The following is a 19,019-nucleotide window of genomic DNA, read 5'->3' on the forward strand; positions in this document are numbered from 1 at the left end:
ACGGTGAGATTCTACACAGGCTCCCCGACCCCGTTTCGCTCAAGGGACAGGCTCCAGTAGGAGACGTCATGCAGGACGAACCGGTCCCAGGCGGCTTGATGAAGAAGGCCGAATCGGCTGAAACCGAACCGATGCAGCAGGGCCTTGGAGGCCGAATTGTCATCGAAGATGATGGCCACGGCCAGACGCATGCCCTCCTGTTGGGCGCGCTTCAGCAGGGAAAGGACCATCAGGGCACCCAGGCCACGTCCACGGCTGTCGCGATCCACGTAGTAGCTCAGCTCGCAGGTCTCCTGGTAGCCGGGACGATCGTAGTAGGCCGACAGGGAGCCGAAGGCCAGCACCTTGCCCTCCTGCTCCAGGACCAGGACCGGATGGCCCTGGTCCGGATCGTGGGCCAGCCACCATTCTAGGCGCTGGTCCAAGCTGACCTGAGCAGTATCCGCTGTGGAACCGCCATCCATGACCGCCTGATTATAGATGGCGGTGACCGCCCCCAGGTCCCCGCGACGGCAGGGCCGGATGAGCGGAGTGGCGCTCACTTGTTGCCGCCCTCCTGGTCGGAGGCCTCCTTAAGGGCTTCACGCAGACGGTGCTGCGCCTCGCCGTAAGCGCTGAAGTCGCCCTTCTTCAGGGCGGCATCGCCATCGCTCATGGCCTGATTGGCCTTGTCCAAGGCCTGTTTCAAAGCCTGCCCTCCTGCCGCCGACGCCCCGCCGGGCCCGGCGGTCTTGTCCGGGGCCTGCCCGGATTGCTTGCTCTGGTCAGCATCGGAATTGGTGCGTCCTGTGTTGTCGGCATCGCCGGCCGATGCACCCGAGTTGCCTTGGAAGGTCTTGTCAAGGGCCGCATCAAGGGTGGCCGAGGAGGAGACCTTGTCTCCAAAGGCCACCAAGACCCGCTTGAGCAGGGGGAAGCTGGTGGCGCCGCTGGACTGGACGTAGACCGGCTGGATGTAGATCAGTCCGCCGCCTATGGGCAGGGTCAGCAGGTTGCCGCGTTTGACCTTGGTGGACCCGGACTGGAGCAGATTGAGCTCGGTGGAGACCGCAGCATCCGAGTTGAAGTTGTTCTGCGCCTGCCCAGGGCCAGGCACATTGGAATTCTTGGGCAGCTCCATCAGCCGGATGGTCCCGTAGTCCGGGCCTATCACCCCCTTGGTCGACCCGGCGTCGGAATCCACAGACAGGAACCCGGTCAGAATCTCCCTGGTGGAAGTGCCGGCGGGGATGAAGGTGGAGGTCAGCGAGAAAGCGGGCTTGTCAGTCCCCGGGGTCTGCAGGGTCAGATAGTAGGGAGGCTGCTTGACCCCGGCCTTCTGCTCCTTGCTGGTGCCGGTCGGATCCACGGGGGTCTGCCAGAAGTCCTCGCCGGAGAAGAACTGGCTGGCCGAGTTGACGTGGTACTGGGAAAGGAGCTGGCGCTGCACCTTGAACAGGCTCTCCGGGTAGCGCATATGGCTCATCAGATCGCCCGAGATGGACGAGAGCGGCTTGAACTGGCCGGGGAAGACCTTCTGCCAGGCCTTGAGCACCGGATCCTGGGCATCCCAGGCATACAGGTCCACCGAACCGTCATAGGCATCGACTGTAGCCTTGACGGAGTTACGGATGTAATTGGCTTTTTGGGAGCCCAGGCCTTTGACGGCCTCGGAGCTCAGGGTGGTCGTGTCCTGGGTGATGGGCCCCAGATCCACCTTCTGGGAGTAGGGATAGGCATCAGAGGTGGTATAGCCGTCCACGATCCACTTGACCCGGCCGTCTACCACAGCCGGGTAAACGCGCCCGTCCAGGGTCAGATATGGTGCGACCTGGGCCACGCGCTCCTTGGGCGAACGGTTGTAGAGGATCTGCGAGTCGGGAGTGACGCGATCCGAAAAGAGGATCTGGTCGGATCCAAAGCGGATGGCGTAGAGGACCCGGGACAGGAAGTTACCCACCGAGGGGCCGCCGTTGCCCTTGAACGTATTGGTGGCTCCCTTGGAGCCGGTGGGATAGTCGAATTCCCAGCCTGATGAACCCTGGGGCGCACCGACGATGGAGTACTCGGGTGCGTTGGGCGAGAAGTAGATTCGTGGCTCGTAGTGTTGGCTGTCGGTCAGCTTGCCCCTGGTGGGGATGTCCTGCTCGAAGAACTCGGGCTGTCCGTCCGGAGTGACCTTGTTGCCGTAGGCGGCCACGATGCCGTAGCCGTGTGTGAAGACCGTGTGGTCATTGACCCAGTTACGGTTGTCGTTGCCCTCCAGGTCCAGCTCGCGGGCCCCGATGACCGTATCCTGGCTGACCCCGTCAATATCGTACTTGTCGACAGCCAGGGTGTCTTCGAAGGTGTAGTACTGCTTGGACTGCTGCAGCTGACGGAAAGTGGGAGAAACCACCTGGGGGTCCAGCAGACGAATCTGTGCAGTGGTCTCCGCATCCCGGGAGAGGGCACCCGACTGAACCTCGGTGGTGGCGTCATAGGCTTCAGTCTTGAGCTTATCCAGCCCATAGGCCTTGGCGGTGGCGGCGATGTTGCGCTGGATGAAGACGGACTCCATTTCCTGAGCGTTGGGATTGACTCGGAAGCGCTGGACCAACGCCGGCCAGAAAACAGTCAGCAGCAGGAACAGCACAATGGTGACGGCCACAGCAAGGGCCGGAATCCGCCACTGCTTGACGGCCGACCCTAGCGATCCTGCACGGACCCGGCCTGGTTCCAGAGTACGTGACCTCAGAATCCAGACGGCCAGGATTATACCCAGCAGGGCCAGAACCACGGCCATGATCAGCGTGACGGGTATGGCTGCCTTGACTGAGGTATAGGAGGCACCAGTGATCCGATCGCCCTCCTCGGTCAGCCTGCCGAAGACGCCCAGGGCCGTGTCGCCGGCCCAGACCAGCATGAACAGGAGCAGCCAAGCGGCCACCTGCCTGCGGGCGGAACGAGTCATCTCCACAATGCCCCGACCGTGCACGGGCATGGTCAGTCGAATACCGCCCATGAGGAAGTTGGTGACCAGGCTGAAGACCGTAGCCGCCAACAGCATCATCAGCAGGGAGGAGACCAGCAACCGTAGCCCGGGCAGGATGAAGACATAGAAGCCGGTGTCCAAGCCGAACTGGGGGTCGCGCGCCCCGAAGGACTGGGCGTTGAAGAGCAGAAGCACCTGCTTCCAGTCAGCGTTGAACTGAAAACCAAAGAAGACACCGACAACCAGGGAGACCACCGCGGCCACCTTGAGCGCCTTGCGTGAAGAGACCCCCTTGCCGACCTCAATCAGATCGCCCCTGACCCTGATGGTGGACCCGTCGGGTGAATCGGGACGGCTGCGGATGGCCAGGAAGGCCGAGAGCAGGGTCACCGCGGCCAGCAGCAGAGCGTAGGCCAGCCACAGGCCCACCTTGATGCCCAACTGGGTCCAGACAATCCGTGCCGCCCCCAGCTGGGAGAACCACATGACATCGGTAATGAAGCGGCTGAGCCCAAACAAAAGCAGGAGGACGACCAGGACGACAGCGACAACCACGGCCAGAATCCGCATGCCCCGGGAAGGTCCGTTATTGTCCTTCTTACGGGAGGTCAGCCGGGGGTCACTTGGTCCGGCGAAGCGGAAACGGGGCGTGCTGCCGCCCCCTTGGCCGGGACCCTCCCCATCGGTCTGCACATGCAGGATGACCGGGTCGTCGTCATTGCGACGCCGCCCTGGTCCGCCTGGACCGCCCTCAGGGTCGAACATGGATCCGAAGAAATCAAAGAATGACATGTACCTAGCCTACATGAGATGGCGGTCTTGGATGGCTTGCCGGTAGACCTCCTCCACCTGATCGGCCACCGTGGTCACGTCGTAACGGGCCAAGAGCGCCAGCTGGTCATGGCGCACATTCCGCCTCCAGGAGGGGTCCCCCAGAGCCTGAGCGATTCGCCGGGCCAGCAGTTCGGGGGTGTTGGGCGAATCGACGGGCACCAAAGCCCGCTCATCGCCCATCAGGGTGGACCGGTAGCCGGGATTATCCCCAGCCAGCACCGGAGCCGTGCCCGAGGCGATGGCCTCCAGCAGGACGATGCCGAAGGACTCGCCCCCGGTGGAGGGAAAGACGGTCAGATCGGATGAGGCCAGCAGGGCGGGCTTGTCCTTCTCGTCCACAAAACCAGGGAAGGCCACCGGGGTGCGCAGGGCTGCGGCATTTCGACGGCAGTCCTCCAGCAGCGGCCCTTTGCCGGCCATGGTCACATGCAGGCCTTCGGGCAGGATGCCGTACCGCTCCCCCGCCTTAAGGGCTGAAAGCAGGATCCCCGCCCCCTTGCGGGCCACGAACCGCCCCAGAAAGACCAGATGCGGCCCATGGCCGTGCAGGCGCGCTACCCCTTGGTCGCCAGCGGCCTGTCGGGCCCGGCGCAGGGCAGCCACGTCCACGGGGTTGGCCACCACCCTGCTGGGCACACCGGCAGTCTGCCGGGCATAGCTGGCCGCCACAGGCGAGACTGCAATGACCCTGTCGACGCGCCTGTGGGTCCTGCGGTTGATCATCCCCAGCAGCCGACCGCCCAGCAACTGCAGGTTTCCTGTGGGTGCGATATGATAGGTGGCCACCAGTGCTGTTGCCGGGTTCGCGGCACGGATGACCCGCCCGGCCAGGAAGGGGCTGTAGGGGGCCTGAACGTGCAGCAGGTCGAAGTGCCCGGCCTCCAGGACCCGGCGGATGGGCGCCTTGGGCGCTGGCAGAGGTATGCGCATCCTGTTGCCGTTGAAGGAGACCATGACGTTGCGGGACAGGGAGTGAACCCCGTCAACCGGCGGATGGGCGGTCTGACCGACCAGATACTGGACCCTGTGACCCCGCTTGCCCAGCTCCCGTCCCAGGGTCAGAATGTGTTGCTGGACCCCGTCAAACACATCCAGGGTGTCATCGAAGATGAATCCGATGCTGAGCGTCACTGAGCGTCCTGGCCTGCTCCGGGCTCGGTCCCTGCGGCCAGTCGACGACCCTTGAGGGCCAGGGCCACCAGGTGCCGGTCGGCGGCCTCCCGCGCCTCCTGTTCGTCGTTGCCCGAGTCCAGATTGTCCACATAGATGGTCTCCACCTGAGCAACCTGGCAATACTTGAGGAAGGTCTGCCTGCGCAGCTGGTTGTCCAGGGCCTCCCCGATGCCGCTGGACTGGTACCATTCCTTGTCTCCGCCGGTCAGCATAACGAGCTCCACACGGCGCCCGGCCAGGGCTCCGGGAGTTCCATCAGCGTTGTAGGCGAAGCCCCGGCAGATGACGCGGTCGATAAAGCCCTTCATGATGGCAGGCATGCTGTACCAGTAGACGGGGAAGACCAGGGCCAGTACATCCGCATCCTTGATGCGCTCCTGCATAGCCTGCGCATCCTCGGGCATAGGTCCTTGGCCCAGGTAGTGGGTCCTGTCCTCCATGCCGAAGACGGGATTGAACCCTTCGGCGCAAAGGTCAATCAACTCGGTGCGAGCCCCGCCCTCGGCCGCCCCGTCTAGCAGGGCGTTGCCCGCCGCATCGGTCAGACTCTTGGGTTCGGGGTTGGCCGTGACTGCCACGATCTTCATAGGGATTCGCTCCTTACATTTCATTTCGCGCCTGCACCGACTGCGTACAGACCCTTGTCATTGTCAGTCCTGGCAAGGACGGCAACGCCGGTTTGGCAAATGCTTGACACTGCTCCTAGGCCCATCTATGTTATTGCGTGGTCGGTAGGTGAAGCTACCGCATGGACAAGGCATGCTGCCGCAAAGTGGTGGAGACACCCCGCGCAGGTCAACAGTCCCCGTCGGATCAAGGCAGGGACTAATGCAGGGCCAAATACCATGCGAAGCCGAAGCTTGAACGATGACAATGGTCGGCCCAGGGCCGATCGCTACGCCGTCTTCGAGGCTGCCGACAGGGATGTTCCGCACCTTGGAGGGAGGCCATCGTGAATACTGTCGCACTGCCAGGAATGCTCCGTTCTCCACTGAACGACGACCGCAGCCAGGCATCGCGCTCCACCCGCATATGGACGGGCCTGGCCGTAGCCATAGGCGCACTGGTCCTGCTGGGGGCCCTGGCCTATCTGCTGCCCGCCTTGGGCGCCCCCATCGGCCCCGCCGGCGTTCCCTCGCACGTTTCCACGGACCCGTCCAACCTGCCCTACTACGCGCTGCGCTCCCTCTTACGCATGTTTACAGCCCTGATCATCTCCCTGGTCTTCGCCTTCCTCTATGGACTGGCCGCCGCACGCTCACGCCGCCTGGGCGCGGTGCTCATCCCCCTGCTGGACATTCTGCAGTCGGTGCCCGTCCTGGGCTTCCTGTCAGCCACCATCTCCATCTGGCTGGTCCTCTTCCCCGGGTCCATCATGGGCGTGGAGGCGGCCTCCATCTTCGCCATCTTCACCAGCCAGGCCTGGAACATGGCCTTCTCCTTCTATAACTCGCTGACCAGCGAGCCTGCCGACCTGGACGAGGCGGTAAGGCTGATGCGCCTGACCCGCTGGCAGCGCTTCTGGAAGCTGGACGTACCAAACGCCATGATTCCCCTGCTCTGGAACTGCATGATGAGCATGGGCGGCGGCTGGTTCTTCCTGACCGCTTCCGAGATGATCTCGGTCAACAACAGGACCCTGGCCCTGCCCGGCATTGGTTCCTTCGTTGAGGAGGCCACCGCCGAGCAGGATCTGGGCAAGGTGGGGCTGGCCATCCTGACCATGATCGTTGTGGTCCTATTGATTGACTTCCTGCTCTGGAAGCCATTGACCGCCTGGGCCGAGAAGTTCCGCTACACCAGCAGCCAGTCCACCGAGCCCCGGCGCAGTCTGGTGCTGACGGTCATTCGCCTGTCCGGAGTCAAGGACCTCTTGAGTCTGATAGGCCATCCGCTAGCCGACCTGCTGGACCGAATCACCCGCCCTCTGGGCCGCACCGGAGCACAGTGGAGCCGTGACGCCGAGCGCAGGCGAGCATGCGACCTTGTCTGGTGGGTCTGCCTGGCCCTGATTGGCTTGTGGGGGCTCTGGCAGCTGGATCGTCTGGTAATCCGCCCGCTGGGCCTGGGCGAAGTCGGGCATGTCTTCCAGCTGGGCCTGCTGACCTTCCTGCGAGTGCTGATCCTGATGGTGGCCTGCACGATTGTCTGGGTCCCGATAGGCGCCCTGATCGGCATGAATCCGCGCATCTCCCGTTACCTGCAGCCCCTGGTGCAGATTCTGGCCTCCTTCCCGGCCAACTTCATCTTCCCCTTCGTCACCATGATCTTCATCGTCTGGCGGATCGACATCAACTGGGGAAGCATCCTGCTCATGGCCCTGGGCACCCAGTGGTACATCCTCTTCAACGTCATCGCCGGAGCCTCGGCCATTCCCGACGACCTGCTGGAGATGTCGCGCAGCCTGGGCCAGAACCGCTGGCAGCGATGGAAGACTCTGATCCTGCCGGCTCTGTTCGGATCCTGGTGCACCGGCGGCATCACAGCGGCCGGCGGGGCCTGGAACGCCTCCATCGTCTCCGAGGTGGTCTCCTACGGCAAAACCGAGCTGACGGCCAAGGGCCTGGGTGCCTACATCGCCCAGGTGACCACCACCGGCGACACCCCCCGAATCATCCTGGGGGTGGCCGTCATGAGCATCTTCGTGGTCCTGGCCGACCGGTTCTTCTGGTCTCCCCTGCAATCACTGGCACAACGGCGCTATTCCCTGACATGAGAAGTCTGAGAGGTTCGACAATGACCAAGATCAATTCCAACGGGATCATCACGGCCGAGCACGTGACCAAAACCTACCAGTCCGACAAGGGTGCAGAGCTGACCGTCCTGGACAACATCGACTTCACCCTGCACGAGGGCGAGGTGGTGGCCATCTTGGGCCGTTCCGGCGCCGGCAAGTCCACCCTGCTGCGCATCCTGGCCGGCTTGGTCCCAGCCAGCAAGGGCAACGTCGAATACCGGGGCAAGCAGCTGGAAGGACCCAACCCCGGCGTGGCCCTGGTCTTCCAGAGCTTTGCTCTGATGCCCTGGCTGACCGTCAAAGACAACGTCGAACTGGGCCTGCAGGCCCGCGGCATACCCAGGAAGGAGCGGGAGAAACTCTCCCTGGCTGCCATCGATGCCATCGGCCTTGACGGCTTTGAAAGCGCCTACCCCAAGGAGCTCTCCGGCGGCATGCGCCAGCGCGTAGGCATTGCCCGGGCCCTGGTTCTCAAGCCGGATGCCCTCTTCATGGACGAGCCCTTCTCGGCCCTGGACGTGCTGACTGCCGAGAATCTTCGCCAGGAGGTCCTCAAGGTCTGGTCTGAGGAGGCTGGCAGCGTCAAGTCGGTCCTGATCGTCACCCACAACATCGAGGAGGCCGTGGAGATGGCCGACCGGGTCCTGGTCCTGGACTCGCATCCCGGCCGGGTTATCGCCAATGTGCCCATCAACCTGGACAGGCCCCGGGACAAGCAGTCCGACCTCTTTCAGTCCTGCGTGGACTACCTCTACTCCATCCTGACCGGTCAGCGCGACAGCGAGGACATCCGCCGCCGTCTGCAGACCAAGGTGCGCAACCGTCAGGCCGTGCGGGACTCGGTGCGGGACGAGGACACCGCCGAGCGCAACCTTCCCGACGCCACCCCCGGCGGTCTGGCTGGTCTGGCCGATGTCATGGTCAACCAGCCCAACGGCATGGACCTCGCCGACCTGGCCGCCAAGCTCTCCTTCGAGGTGGACGACCTCTTCCCCCTGATCGACGCCGGGCTCATGCTGGGCATCTTCCAGGCGGACAACGGGCACGTCAGGCTGACCGACCAGGGCCGGGTCTGGCACGATGCCGACATCCTGGAGAGCAAGGAGATGTTCTCACGCATGCTGATGAATCATGTTCCGCTGATCCGCATCATCGACCGGGCTCTGAAGAACAGCGACGACAAGAGTCTGCACGGCTCCCTGATCCTGGACCTGCTACGGGCCCACCACTCGGACAGGGAGGCCGTCCAGCAGTTCGACACCGCCATCACCTGGGGCCGCTACGGCGAGCTTTTCGACTACGATGCCGACGACGACCGGCTGACCCTGGACCCGGAGAACCACGCCGAGTGAGCAGCTACGGCCGTTGCAGTCCTCTTCCGCTCCTAGAATGAGCCTCGGGCGATGGAACCCGCCCGGGGTTTGAGCCCCGAACCGCAAACTGCTGATAGTTCCTGCACTATGATTCGACGACCCCGTCTGCGGGCCGGGTGCAGGCGCATGCCATCCAGCCCGACCCCCGGATGCTGATCCGTCAGGAACCGAGATCCAATGACTCAACCCCTTACAGAAGCCGCAGAATCTCAGCGACTCGAACCCGATATGGCCACGACTCTGGTCGTAATTCTAGGGGGAGCTCTAGGCACCGGCTGTCGATACGCCCTGAGCCTGCTGCCGGGCCAGAGCGGTCCACTGCATCCGGGAACCCTCCTGGCCAATTTGATCGCCTGCGCAGGCTACGCCCTCCTGACCGCCTTCCTGGCCGAGCTGCCAAAAAGCGCACACGCGCGCCGAATTCAGTTGACCAATAAGGGCCTGGGTATGGGCTTGTGCGGTGGGCTATCGACCATGTCCACTCTCTCGCTGGAACTGGTCCAGGGTTTCTCTGGCAGTCGAGTCCAGGCAACAGCCACCTACCTGTTCATCTCCTTTGCCGGAGGCCTGCTGGTCTCCTGGGCCATGGCCACGCTAGGAGCGCATATGGCCGCACATATGCAGGCGGGTTCGCGATGACCGCCACATTGCTGATCTGCCTGTGCGGCGGTTTGGGTGCCGGACTGCGCTACTTGTTGGACACCCTGATCAAGGCCCGCTGGCAGGTGGATCTGCCCTTGTCGACCATGATCATCAACCTGCTGGCCGGTTTGGCTGCGGGACTGGTGGCCGCCCTGGCCGCCTTCCACGGACTGCCCGCCTGGGGACGGATGCTACTGGCCACAGGCCTGATAGGGGGATTCTCCACTTTTTCGACGGCTGTCAACGAGGCGCTGGCCCTGGCTCGGCAGAGACGGAACCTGGCAGCCCTAGGCTATCTGGCAGCATCCATCTTTCTGCCGCCGCTGCTTACGACCACCAGCTTTCTGATGGCTGGACCAGGCCTTTAGAGACCAGGTCTTGACCGGTCAAGCTCGCCCAGCAGGAAAGGAGCCCAAAATCAGGCGCGAGCCGGTTCCGGACGACCCTGGGCGGAGTCGGCGGCAATCCCCAACCGGTCATCATGCCGACGCCACCAAGCGGACAGGACCGAGCCGGAGATGTTGTGCCAGACGCTGAAGAATGTGGAGGGGATGGCCACAATCGGGTCGGTGGCGAAGGCTTGCAGGGCCAGGGTTGCACCCAGTCCTGAATCCTGCATGCCCACTTCGAAGGTGATGGCCTTCTGCTGGGCATAGCGGAACCCCTTCGGATAGATGCGGTACATGAGCCTGCTGAAGAGGAAGCCCAGCCCATACCCGCACAGGTTGTGAAGCATGACCACTGGCAGGACCAGGGCGGTGGCGGCGGTGAAGAGCTTGGCATGGTTGACGGAGACGACCACGCCGATGATGACCAGGATGGCGATCTGCGAGACCGCCGGCAGGGCCACGGTCACTTTCTTCACCTTCTCCTTGAAGAAGGCATGGACGGCCAGACCCAGAGCGATGGGAATGAGCACCACCTCAAGGGCGGTCAGGAAGAGCTGCTTGGTGGGAATGGCCACATACTGACTGGCCAGCAGGCTCATCAGCATGGGGATCATGAATGGTGCGCACAGGGTGGAAAGCAGGCCTATGGACACGTCCAGGGCCACGTCGCCACGCGACAGGTAGGACATGACGTTGGAGGAGGTCCCCGAGGGGCAGCAGCCCACCAGGATAACTCCCACGGCGATCATGCCGTCCAGGCGGAAAATGCGGCAGAGCAGCACGGCCAGCAGGGGCATGATCAGGTAATGGGCTATGGTGCCCACGATGACCATGAGCGGCATCTTGACGATTCGCTTGAAATCGTCAAGGCTCAGGGTCAGGCCCATGCCGAAGAGAATAATGCTCAGGAAGTAGTTGGTGTAGCTGCGGGCCCAAATGCTAATCTGCGGAACAAAGAAGTTGATGGCGGCCCAAACTAGGACCACTAGGATGAACCATTTAGTCAACCAGTCACTGAATCGCTGCACCTTTTGCATGATTCCTGACCACTTCCTCTCGATAGTTCTCTCTGTGGTAGAGCAAAGGTAGAAAACCGAGGGCAGACACGACGGCGAATGGTCACATTTTGGACGAGGCTGTTCCTGCAATAAATGGAATTCACTTGACCTGAACGGGAGTGTCGGCGGGCACAGCCTGCATGCTCCACAGGGCATCGGGTACCGTCAACCGAATGCAGCCGTGGAACCCGGGTCGGATGCCCAGCATATGGCTTCCTCCTTGATACAGCTACCGCTGGAATCAGTGGAAACCGAGTGGAGGAGAAAGACCCCTTGGTTCAGAAAGCTGGTGTAGTAGCGAGCGCCCGTCCCCTCGCTGGGATCGTAGAAGTGGTCGCCGCGCTCGGCCTGGATGCGGAAGCTGCTCCTGCGCGTGGAATCATCTATGCCCGTTAGGCATGCATGATGAGAGCAGGTCAGACCCATCACGTACGCACACCCGCTGGTCCTGAAGGCTGACCGCCAGGGAGAGGCCGGGGTGGGCCGCAGGATTCAGGTAATCGACCTGCTGCGAAGGCTCGTCCAATCAACAGGACAGGCAGATTTGCCAGCCGGGTCAGTCTTCTGAACATTTGTCTGCCGCTTTGCTGGCTTCTTCGTCGCTGATGAAAAGGAGAAGGCGGATTTGCCGGGATGCTGCGTCTTGGGAAATCGTCTCGCAAAACAGTGGATCTGCTAGAAGCGCTCGCAGCTGCGATTCGTTCAGCATGGGCCGCATCCACCGGCTGGCTCAGGTTGGCGATCAGGACTGTCAGCAGCAGCGTCAACAGAGCGGTTGTCACTACTACAGGAGTGCTGCTGGACAGGGTCCAGCAGCCAACTGAGCATGGCAAGCACACGCCGCTTAAGGCGTTTGCTCTCCAATCCCCAGACAGCCATATCCTTCCCCTTCGTCGCCATTGAACGAACATCTATGCACAGCTCATTTTAGCGGCAGAAGAAGCCAGCAGGGACTCAGCCTTTCAACACCTGCCTGCCCCAATCCGCTAGTAGGTCGCAAACCAGAGCGGTCTGCTCGATCTGCACATTGTGGCCGGCACGGTCCAACGCCGAGTAGGAGGCCCGAGGGAAGCGACAGGCCAGGTCGAACTGATCCAGGTAGCCCACATGGTCGTCCTGACGGCCGCAGACGAAGAGCACAGGAGCTATGAAGCCGGACCAGACCTGGTCGAAGTCCATATCCAGCTGGTAGTGCCCCTCCATTCGCGCCACCGTGTCGGCATCGGCCGAACGAATGCCGGGCATAATGGTGCGTTGGTAAGCATCCAAATGCTTCCGGGACTCAACCACGGCCATCTGCCGGTAGGCATGCCTGGTGAATTCGTCCACGTCGGCCAGGCCTTGGTCGTCCCGGACCAACACCTGACGCGGGGGCAGGCGCCTGTGGGCGGTCACCGGATCGACCACCGAGGAGAGCAGGGCCATCCCCCGGCAGCGATCCAAACGACCGGCGGCGGCATGGCGGCTGAGCAGCCCACCCAGGGAGTTGCCCACCAGGGCGAAGGAGCCGCCGCCGCTGAAAATGTCCACCTGGTCATCCAGCCACCGGGCCAGACCGTCCAGGTCGAGGATGGACGGGTCGGGCGGCGTACGGCCGAAACCGGGCTGGTCCAGATAGATCCGCTCGAAACCGCCCACCCGTTCGAAGACGGGATCCAGGTCGTCGAAGATGTGATGGTCCACGCCGGACCCATGCACGAAAATCAGCGGCAGCCCATGGCCCCGGCGAATGGCGAACCCGGGCTTGGCGCTCACTTCTTGGAACCGGAGGGAATGCCGGTCTTGAACTCCACGATGTCGCCGTCCTGCATGATGTAGTCCTTGCCCTCAAGGCGCATCTTGCCCTCCTCGCGCACCTTGGCATAGGACCCGTCGGCGGCCACGAAGTCGTCATAGGAGACCACCTCGGCCTTGATGAAGCCCTTCTCGAAGTCGGTGTGGATGACCCCCGCGGCCTGGGGGGCGGTCCAGCCCTTGTGAATCTGCCAGGCGCGCACCTCCTTGACCCCGGCGGTCAGGAAGGTCTGCAGACCAAGGATGTCGAAGCCCACCCGGGCCAGCTGGTCCAGGCCTGACTCCTTGAGTCCGGCATCGGTCAGCATCTCGCGGGCGTCGGTCTCGTCCAACTCGGTCAGCTCGGACTCGAACTGGGCGTTCAGGAAGATGGCGGGTGCGGGAGCCACGGAATCGGCCAGCTGCTTCTTCATGTCCTCGTTCTGCAGCTCGTCGTCGTCCACGTTGAAGACGTAGATGAAGGGCTTGGCAGTCATCAGATGCAGGTCGTAGAGCTCGTCCTTGTCGATGTCCCCGGCCTGGGTCGCCTGGTCGATGGTCCGCCCCTGGCCCAGAATCTCCTTGGCCTTGCGGACGGTGTCCAGGTAGGCGGACTTGATCTTGCCGCCGCGCTGGTCCTTCTCCAGCTTGGGCAGGGCTTTGTCGATGGTCTGCATGTCAGCCAGGATCAGCTCGGTGTTGATGGTGTCGATGTCGTCGGCTGGATCCACCTTGCCGTTGACGTGGACGATGTCGTCATCATTGAAGGCGCGGACCACCTCGCAGATGGCGTCGGCCTCGCGGATGTTGGCCAGGAATTGATTGCCCAGCCCCTCTCCCTCCGAGGCCCCCTTGACGATGCCGGCGATGTCCACGAAGGTGACCGTGGCGGGCACGATCTTGTCCGTGTGGACCAGCTTGGCCAGAACTGGCAGCCGGTCGTCGGGCAGCGGCACGATGCCGGTATTCGGCTCGATAGTGGCGAAGGGGTAGTTCTCCGCCAGAACGTTGTTGCGGGTGAGGGCGTTGAAGAGTGTGGACTTGCCAACGTTGGGCAGTCCGACGATTCCTATGGTTAACGACATATCCACCAGTCTATTGCCCGGACTGCCCCGGCGTGGCTCCTCTTAGAGCAGCAGGCTCAGTCGTCGCGCTCCACCGCATCGATGGCCTCGATGACCGCTCCACGGAAGCCGTGCTTCTCCAGGGAGGCGACGCCCTTGATCGTGGTTCCGCCCGGCGAGCAGACCGCGTCCTTCATGGCCCCGGGATTGGTGCCGGTGGCCAGGTAGAGGGCTCCAGTCCCCTGAACCATACGCGCCGCCAGCCGGTAGGCCGCCTGCCTGGACAGCCCATGCTCCACCCCGGCATCGGCCAGGGCCTCCATATACATGGCCGTGTAGGCGGGCGCACATCCGGCGATGGTCGTACCCACCGAGACCTGCTCCCGGGGCAACCGTTCAACCATGGCCACCGGGTCGAAGACCTCGGTGAAAAGCTCACGCTGTTGATCCGTCAGGGTATCGTCCTCCTGGGTGACCAGAATCCCCTGCCCTACAGAAATGGGGGTGTTGGGGATGGCGCAGATCAGGTGGGTGCCTTCTTCAAGGATGTCGGCATAGTCCTCAAGGGTCATGCCGCCCACTACGGACAGGACCATACGGTCCGGATCAGCCAACTCATGACGGATGGGTTCGCAGACCTGAGCCACCTGCCCCGGTTTGACGGCCAGAATCACCAGATCGGCGGCCGCAGCCACCTCGGTGCCGGAATGCATGGGCCGCACCCCCAGTTGCGCCGCCCGCTCCACCAGTCGGTCATAGTGGGCCGCACAGGCCACAATCCGGCCGCCGGGGAGCACGCCCGCGTCGACCAGGCCCTGGGCCATGGCCTGTGCCATGTTGCCGTATCCAATGAATCCGAGAGTCAATGAATCCGTGTTCATGCTCTCAAGTCTAGCCGCGCGCCGGGAAGAGCCCCTCTAGATCGCCGCGCTCCAGGGCCAGCTTGTAGAGGTGGGAGAAGACCTTGTCCCCGTGCAGGCCGTCGTGCTCGAACTCGTTGGTCACCCAGGCATGGGCGTGGCCCACGCGGGAGAGGGTGTCCAGCTGGAGCTCGGAGGGCACGTAGAGGTCGTCGGCATAGACCGCGGCCTGCAGGGGAACCTGATTGTCGGCCAGACGGGCGGGATCGTACAGGTGGCCCCAGGAGCCCTCCTCCATAAGCAGACTGACTGCCGGACCGAAGGGACGCAGGGCCGACTCCTGCTCGAACATCCAAGGGAAGATCACCTCCCCGGTGAACATGAGCGGGCGGGCAGCAGTATCGAATTCAGGGCGGGCATCGCGCACCCGCTGCCCGGCCCAGCGCAGGGGGCCGCAGTCCCCGTCAGCGTAGATGAACTCCTGCAGAGGCCAGTAGAGCGGGCTGACCGTCGTGGCCGCCCGCACCTCCTCCAGGAAGGTCTGCGACAGGGTCGCCCGGGAACCGACAGCACCGGAAACGGGCAGGCTGCCGTCGCCCTCCGGGAAGGCCGTGTCCAGCAACCAGTGGAGGCGCTCGAAACCGCCGCTCTTGCCCAGGTCGGCGCCTAAAGTCTGCAGCCGCTCCACGCTCAGTGGGTCGCCGCCGGGCAGGACCACATCGCCCTGGGCCAGCCGGTCGGCAATGGCTGCTACACGTTTTTGGTCCCCCGGATAGCGCTGGTAAAAGATTTGGGACCTCTGGGCCATTTTGGTGAAGGTATGAGAGTAAAGCTCATAAGCATCAGTGGGGATGTGCGGAACGCCCCCAGCAGTGAAGGCCGCAGCCAGCCCCTGGGGGAAGTTCGACAGGTAGGCCATGGTCAGAAAACCGCCGAAGCTCTGCCCCAGTGCCACCCAGGGTTGACCGGCGAAGACCGTGCGACGCAGATGCTCAAAGTCCCGGATGATGGAGTCCGCCAGGAAATGCTTCAGATAGTCAGCCTGGGCTTGGGGCTGACCTAAGGAGGCCATGGTAGAGCCGTCAATGGCGCTGGACCGGCCCGTACCCCGCTGGTCGGGCAGAACAATGCGGAAGTGGCGCAGGGCCTCGGGCATCCACCCGTCGGCACTGGCGCTCAGCGGCCGCGGTGCCCCATACCCGGGTCCGCCCTGCAGGTAGACCAGCAGCGGCAAGTCGTCGTGGACATGTTCGGGGGCACAGACCACGCGGTAGAAGCAGCGGATGACCGCCTGGTCCGAATCATCTTCGGCTCGCCAGATGCCAGGTTCACTGCCCGCCCAGTCCAGGGGAACGGGGATGGACCCCTCACGGACGTAGAGTCCCGGCAGATAGTATCCCTGGTTGATCATGCGCTGGCTCCTTTCTTTTCGATCAGTTGGGTTTATTGTCGTCGGGCAGTTGGACCTGGCTTGTGTGTTGTTTTTCCGGATAGCACGGTAGATGCAGCGATGCTTTGGAACTGGTCGGATTTTGTTGTGGCCTGTTTGGCCGGCGCGATGTCCGCTAACGCGGATGCTCCTGTGCTCACCCCCTCCCAAAGGAAGCCGACGCACTTCGCGCGCCCGCCACGCTCCTGTAAGCAGCCGCTTCCTGCTAAGCATTTAGCCTCGTCTGACTTCACCCATAGCCAAGCCTCGACTGGCCATGCTGTGAAAGTTGCGGTATCGTTACCGCACTGATATAACTGAAGCCTGTCAGAACCGTTCGCCTCCCCATGGCAGCGGTCAGGCAACCGCCAAGGTCGGCAGTCCGGCCCGGCGGCCGTCCACTTCGACGAAAGGCCATGATGGCGTACGCGACGATCAGGGATGTGGCCCAACGGGCCGGTGTCTCCGTATCGACGGTCTCCCGAGCCCTCAACGACTCCGGGCGAATCTCCCCCGCCACACGACAGCGCATCAACCAGGTCATCCACGACTTGCACTACGTGCCGGACTCCCGCGCCCGGTCCATGCACTCCGCTCACTCGCGCACCATCGGCCTGCTCATCCCGGACATCCGTAACTCCTACTTCGCGGACCTGGCCTATCTGATCCAAGGCCAGCTGCTCAACCATGGCTTCCAGACCCTGATCTGCACCTCCACCCAGGATGATTCTGGCGAGGACCGAGCTCAGGTGCGCAACCTGCTGGGACAGCACATCGACGGTGCCATCATCGTGCCTGGACCGCGTTCCTCGCGCACCCTGGAGGAGCTGACCAGACGCGGATTGCCGCTGGTCTACGTGGACAGGGCTGCCGAAGATGCCGCCGGACGCGGCGGGCGGACCATCCCCTGTGTGGACGCCGACCCTGAATCCGGCATCAGGCAGGCTCTTGAGGATCTGCACGCTCATGGCCACCGACGCATCACCCTGGTGCCCGGACCCCTCAAGGAATCGGCCACCTTTCGAGAGCGCCTGGACGTATACCACAATCTGCTGGCAGGCTTAGAGGGCATGGACGACCCGCTGGCCGACGAGGCTGAGCCCGGCACCTTCGACCCCGATATGATCGACCTCTGGGCCCGGCAGGGAATCACCGGAGTGCTCTTCGGATCCTCACTGGATGCCATACACGCCATAAAGACAGCCCAGTCCCGAGGAATCAGCATCGGGACGGACCTGTCCATGATCACCTTCGACGATCTGCCGGTCTTCCGCCTCCTGACCCCGGCCGTGTCGACCATCTCCCAGCAGATCGATGTCATGGGGACCCGCTGCGTGGACATGCTCCTGCAGCTGATGGCGGGCTCGCCGGTGCGATCGGTCCGGCTGCGGACCAGCTACCGCCACTGCGCCTCGGTAGGCCGCCCGCCCGCGCACACCGGTCAGGATCCCTGAACCTTTCACAGCGCGATCATCAAGGCGAACAAGCTCATCAAGGAACGGAGAAACATGATTCAAGATATGGCGGCAGCACCCGAGCAGGTGCTCAAGGGACTGGACACCATCAAGGGATCCATCTCGGTGGTCGGTTCCATGAATGCGGACTACACGGTCAACACCGACCGGCTGCCCAAGCCAGGCGAGACCATCAACGGAGGTCCCCTGCAGGTGCTGCCCGGGGGCAAGTCGGCCAACCAGGCAGCGACTGCGGCCCGCATCGGTGCCCAGGTCAGGCTCTTCGGGGCAGTCGGATCCGATTCCAACGCCGACTTCCTGCTGGGGCAACTGGGAAACGCCGGGGTGGACGTCTCCCATGTGATGACCGTGCCCGGAGCCAGCGGAACCACAGTCATCACCGTAGACGCGCGCGGCGAGAATACCATCGTCTACTCCCCCGGCTCCAACGGGAAGGTGGATGTGGACTACGCCCACCGCTCCCGCCAGGCTCTGACCTCGGCCAAGGTGCTGGGCCTGTGCCTGGAGAGCCCCATCGAAACAGTCACTGAAGCCGCACGCATGAGCCACGAGGCCGGCATGACCGTGCTGCTCAACGACTCCCCCTTCCGCGCCGACCTGCCCGCCGACCTGATCGCCAACTCGGACCTGATTCTGGTCAACGAGCATGAGATGGCCCAGCTGCTGGGCATCGAGGAGCCCGAGGACGGCGACTGGCTCGGAACCGACTGGGACCGGATCAACCAGACCATGCAGGACTTTGGGTTCCGCCGGGCCATCGTCACTCTGGGCGGCGAGGGATCCATGGTGCTGGACCAGGGCCAGACCTACCGGATCCACGCCGTGCATGTTGATGCCGTGGACACCACTGGCTGTGGGGACGCCTTCATGGGCACCGTGCTGGCCGGTCTGGCCTCCGACATGACCCTGGTGCAGGCCGCCCAGCTGGCCTCCTACGTCTCCGCCTACGCCGCCACCGGGCAGGGCGCGCAGGCCTCCTACGGGACGGCCGAGCAGATCCGGCTGCGATTCTCCTGAGTCTGAGCGTTCGGGGTCGAGCCACCAGGATTCGGACAATCAGACAAGTAGAGCGCTTTTGACCCCATCCCCGCATTGTCAGGCCGACGAACCGTTGCAGAATAGACGACGGAACGTCGGCCTGACTGGCATCTAGGAGTATATGCGGAATGGATGGCTGCCAGCTGTCGGATGCCCCACTGCTAGCTCGATTGCCTCAGCTCGAAACCACATTCGACAGCCTCATTCCTGGGACTGATGGC

At 63.3% G+C, this 19,019-nt stretch carries 16 protein-coding genes and 2 riboswitches; of the genes, 6 read left to right on the forward strand and 10 right to left on the reverse strand.

The window, feature by feature from the left end:
- Window positions 1–11: 11 nt before the first annotated feature.
- The 4 genes from ACUIAD_RS07370 to ACUIAD_RS07385 are packed head-to-tail and all read right to left on the reverse strand — an operon-like array spanning window position 12 to window position 5,547.
- Window positions 12–542 (reverse strand): GNAT family N-acetyltransferase, encoded by a 531-nt coding sequence (locus ACUIAD_RS07370; RefSeq protein ID WP_445343199.1) that lies wholly within the window; start codon window positions 540–542, stop codon window positions 12–14.
- Window positions 539–3,745, reverse strand: coding sequence for a UPF0182 family membrane protein (locus ACUIAD_RS07375; protein ID WP_445343200.1), 3,207 nt, complete (start codon window positions 3,743–3,745; stop codon window positions 539–541). Before ACUIAD_RS07375 ends, ACUIAD_RS07370 begins: the two co-directional genes overlap by 4 nt.
- Before the next feature lie 9 nt (window positions 3,746–3,754).
- Window positions 3,755–4,918 (reverse strand): glycosyltransferase family 4 protein, encoded by a 1,164-nt coding sequence (locus tag ACUIAD_RS07380; protein ID WP_110452225.1) that lies wholly within the window; start codon window positions 4,916–4,918, stop codon window positions 3,755–3,757.
- Window positions 4,915–5,547: an NAD(P)H-dependent oxidoreductase gene (locus ACUIAD_RS07385; protein ID WP_110452226.1), complete on the reverse strand. Its 633-nt coding sequence runs from the start codon at window positions 5,545–5,547 to the stop codon at window positions 4,915–4,917. Before ACUIAD_RS07385 ends, ACUIAD_RS07380 begins: the two co-directional genes overlap by 4 nt.
- Before the next feature lie 133 nt (window positions 5,548–5,680).
- Window positions 5,681–5,839: riboswitch (M-box (ykoK) riboswitch) on the forward strand.
- A gap of 97 nt (window positions 5,840–5,936) precedes the next feature.
- Between ACUIAD_RS07385 and ACUIAD_RS07390 the strand changes: the two genes are divergently transcribed.
- The 4 genes from ACUIAD_RS07390 (at window position 5,937) to ACUIAD_RS07405 (ending at window position 10,080) form a co-directional block, all read left to right on the forward strand.
- On the forward strand, window positions 5,937–7,676 hold the full coding sequence (locus tag ACUIAD_RS07390) for an ABC transporter permease (RefSeq protein ID WP_445343824.1): 1,740 nt from the start codon (window positions 5,937–5,939) through the stop codon (window positions 7,674–7,676).
- Between the two features lie 20 nt (window positions 7,677–7,696).
- Complete coding sequence (locus ACUIAD_RS07395; protein WP_110452228.1) at window positions 7,697–9,049, forward strand: ABC transporter ATP-binding protein; 1,353 nt, start codon at window positions 7,697–7,699, stop codon at window positions 9,047–9,049.
- A 38-nt stretch (window positions 9,050–9,087) separates the two neighbouring features.
- Window positions 9,088–9,160, forward strand: a riboswitch (Fluoride riboswitch).
- A 138-nt stretch (window positions 9,161–9,298) separates the two neighbouring features.
- Window positions 9,299–9,709, forward strand: a complete 411-nt coding sequence (locus tag ACUIAD_RS07400) for a FluC/FEX family fluoride channel (RefSeq protein ID WP_181414449.1) — start codon at window positions 9,299–9,301, stop codon at window positions 9,707–9,709.
- A complete protein-coding gene (locus ACUIAD_RS07405) occupies window positions 9,706–10,080 on the forward strand; it encodes a fluoride efflux transporter FluC (protein ID WP_445343201.1) in 375 nt (124 codons plus the stop codon). Before ACUIAD_RS07400 ends, ACUIAD_RS07405 begins: the two co-directional genes overlap by 4 nt.
- Window positions 10,081–10,130: 50 nt before the next feature.
- Here ACUIAD_RS07405 and ACUIAD_RS07410 read toward each other — a convergent pair whose 3' ends face one another.
- From ACUIAD_RS07410 to ACUIAD_RS07435, 6 genes are all read right to left on the reverse strand, one after another.
- Window positions 10,131–11,138 carry a bile acid:sodium symporter family protein gene (locus tag ACUIAD_RS07410; RefSeq protein ID WP_110452231.1) on the reverse strand — a complete coding sequence of 336 codons (1,008 nt, stop codon included), beginning with the start codon at window positions 11,136–11,138 and terminating at the stop codon, window positions 10,131–10,133.
- Window positions 11,139–11,259: 121 nt separating this feature from the next.
- Window positions 11,260–11,367: a L,D-transpeptidase family protein gene (locus tag ACUIAD_RS07415; RefSeq protein WP_146208609.1), complete on the reverse strand. Its 108-nt coding sequence runs from the start codon at window positions 11,365–11,367 to the stop codon at window positions 11,260–11,262.
- Window positions 11,368–12,113: 746 nt separating this feature from the next.
- The gene (locus ACUIAD_RS07420) at window positions 12,114–12,914 is read right to left on the reverse strand and encodes an alpha/beta fold hydrolase (protein WP_110452234.1); all 801 of its coding nucleotides are present in this window, start codon (window positions 12,912–12,914) and stop codon (window positions 12,114–12,116) included.
- On the reverse strand, window positions 12,911–14,017 hold the full coding sequence (ychF, locus tag ACUIAD_RS07425; protein ID WP_110452235.1) for a redox-regulated ATPase YchF: 1,107 nt from the start codon (window positions 14,015–14,017) through the stop codon (window positions 12,911–12,913). The genes ACUIAD_RS07420 and ychF overlap by 4 nt, the downstream gene beginning before the upstream one ends.
- Window positions 14,018–14,073: 56 nt before the next feature.
- Entirely contained in the window at window positions 14,074–14,877 is an 804-nt protein-coding gene (gene proC, locus ACUIAD_RS07430; RefSeq protein WP_110452236.1) for a pyrroline-5-carboxylate reductase, read from the reverse strand.
- A gap of 10 nt (window positions 14,878–14,887) precedes the next feature.
- On the reverse strand, window positions 14,888–16,267 hold the full coding sequence (locus tag ACUIAD_RS07435) for an alpha/beta fold hydrolase (protein ID WP_445343202.1): 1,380 nt from the start codon (window positions 16,265–16,267) through the stop codon (window positions 14,888–14,890).
- Window positions 16,268–16,701: 434 nt separating this feature from the next.
- On the opposite strand from ACUIAD_RS07435, the gene ACUIAD_RS07440 reads away from it, so the two are divergent.
- Together ACUIAD_RS07440 and ACUIAD_RS07445 are read left to right on the forward strand one after the other, a co-directional pair.
- Entirely contained in the window at window positions 16,702–17,739 is a 1,038-nt protein-coding gene (locus tag ACUIAD_RS07440; protein WP_445343203.1) for a LacI family DNA-binding transcriptional regulator, read from the forward strand.
- Between the two features lie 54 nt (window positions 17,740–17,793).
- Window positions 17,794–18,777: a ribokinase gene (locus tag ACUIAD_RS07445; protein ID WP_445343204.1), complete on the forward strand. Its 984-nt coding sequence runs from the start codon at window positions 17,794–17,796 to the stop codon at window positions 18,775–18,777.
- Window positions 18,778–19,019 lie beyond the last annotated feature (242 nt).

The organism is Bifidobacterium sp. ESL0819 (assembly GCF_052606245.1).

Bases quoted from the DNA above. Each gene is read 5' to 3' on its own strand.
- ACUIAD_RS07375 (WP_445343200.1), bottom strand. From the start codon at position 3,745: ATGTCATTCTTTGATTTCTTCGGATCCATGTTCGACCCTGAGGGCGGT.
- ACUIAD_RS07385 (WP_110452226.1), bottom strand. From the start codon at position 5,547: ATGAAGATCGTGGCAGTCACGGCCAACCCCGAACCCAAGAGTCTGACC.
- ACUIAD_RS07390 (WP_445343824.1), top strand. From the start codon at position 5,937: ATGCTCCGTTCTCCACTGAACGACGACCGCAGCCAGGCATCGCGCTCC.
- ACUIAD_RS07395 (WP_110452228.1), top strand. From the start codon at position 7,697: ATGACCAAGATCAATTCCAACGGGATCATCACGGCCGAGCACGTGACC.
- ACUIAD_RS07400 (WP_181414449.1), top strand. From the start codon at position 9,299: ATGGCCACGACTCTGGTCGTAATTCTAGGGGGAGCTCTAGGCACCGGC.
- ACUIAD_RS07405 (WP_445343201.1), top strand. From the start codon at position 9,706: ATGACCGCCACATTGCTGATCTGCCTGTGCGGCGGTTTGGGTGCCGGA.
- ACUIAD_RS07410 (WP_110452231.1), bottom strand. From the start codon at position 11,138: ATGCAAAAGGTGCAGCGATTCAGTGACTGGTTGACTAAATGGTTCATC.
- ACUIAD_RS07415 (WP_146208609.1), bottom strand. From the start codon at position 11,367: ATGCTGGGCATCCGACCCGGGTTCCACGGCTGCATTCGGTTGACGGTA.
- ychF (WP_110452235.1), bottom strand. From the start codon at position 14,017: ATGTCGTTAACCATAGGAATCGTCGGACTGCCCAACGTTGGCAAGTCC.
- proC (WP_110452236.1), bottom strand. From the start codon at position 14,877: ATGAACACGGATTCATTGACTCTCGGATTCATTGGATACGGCAACATG.
- ACUIAD_RS07435 (WP_445343202.1), bottom strand. From the start codon at position 16,267: ATGATCAACCAGGGATACTATCTGCCGGGACTCTACGTCCGTGAGGGG.
- ACUIAD_RS07440 (WP_445343203.1), top strand. From the start codon at position 16,702: ATGATGGCGTACGCGACGATCAGGGATGTGGCCCAACGGGCCGGTGTC.
- ACUIAD_RS07445 (WP_445343204.1), top strand. From the start codon at position 17,794: ATGATTCAAGATATGGCGGCAGCACCCGAGCAGGTGCTCAAGGGACTG.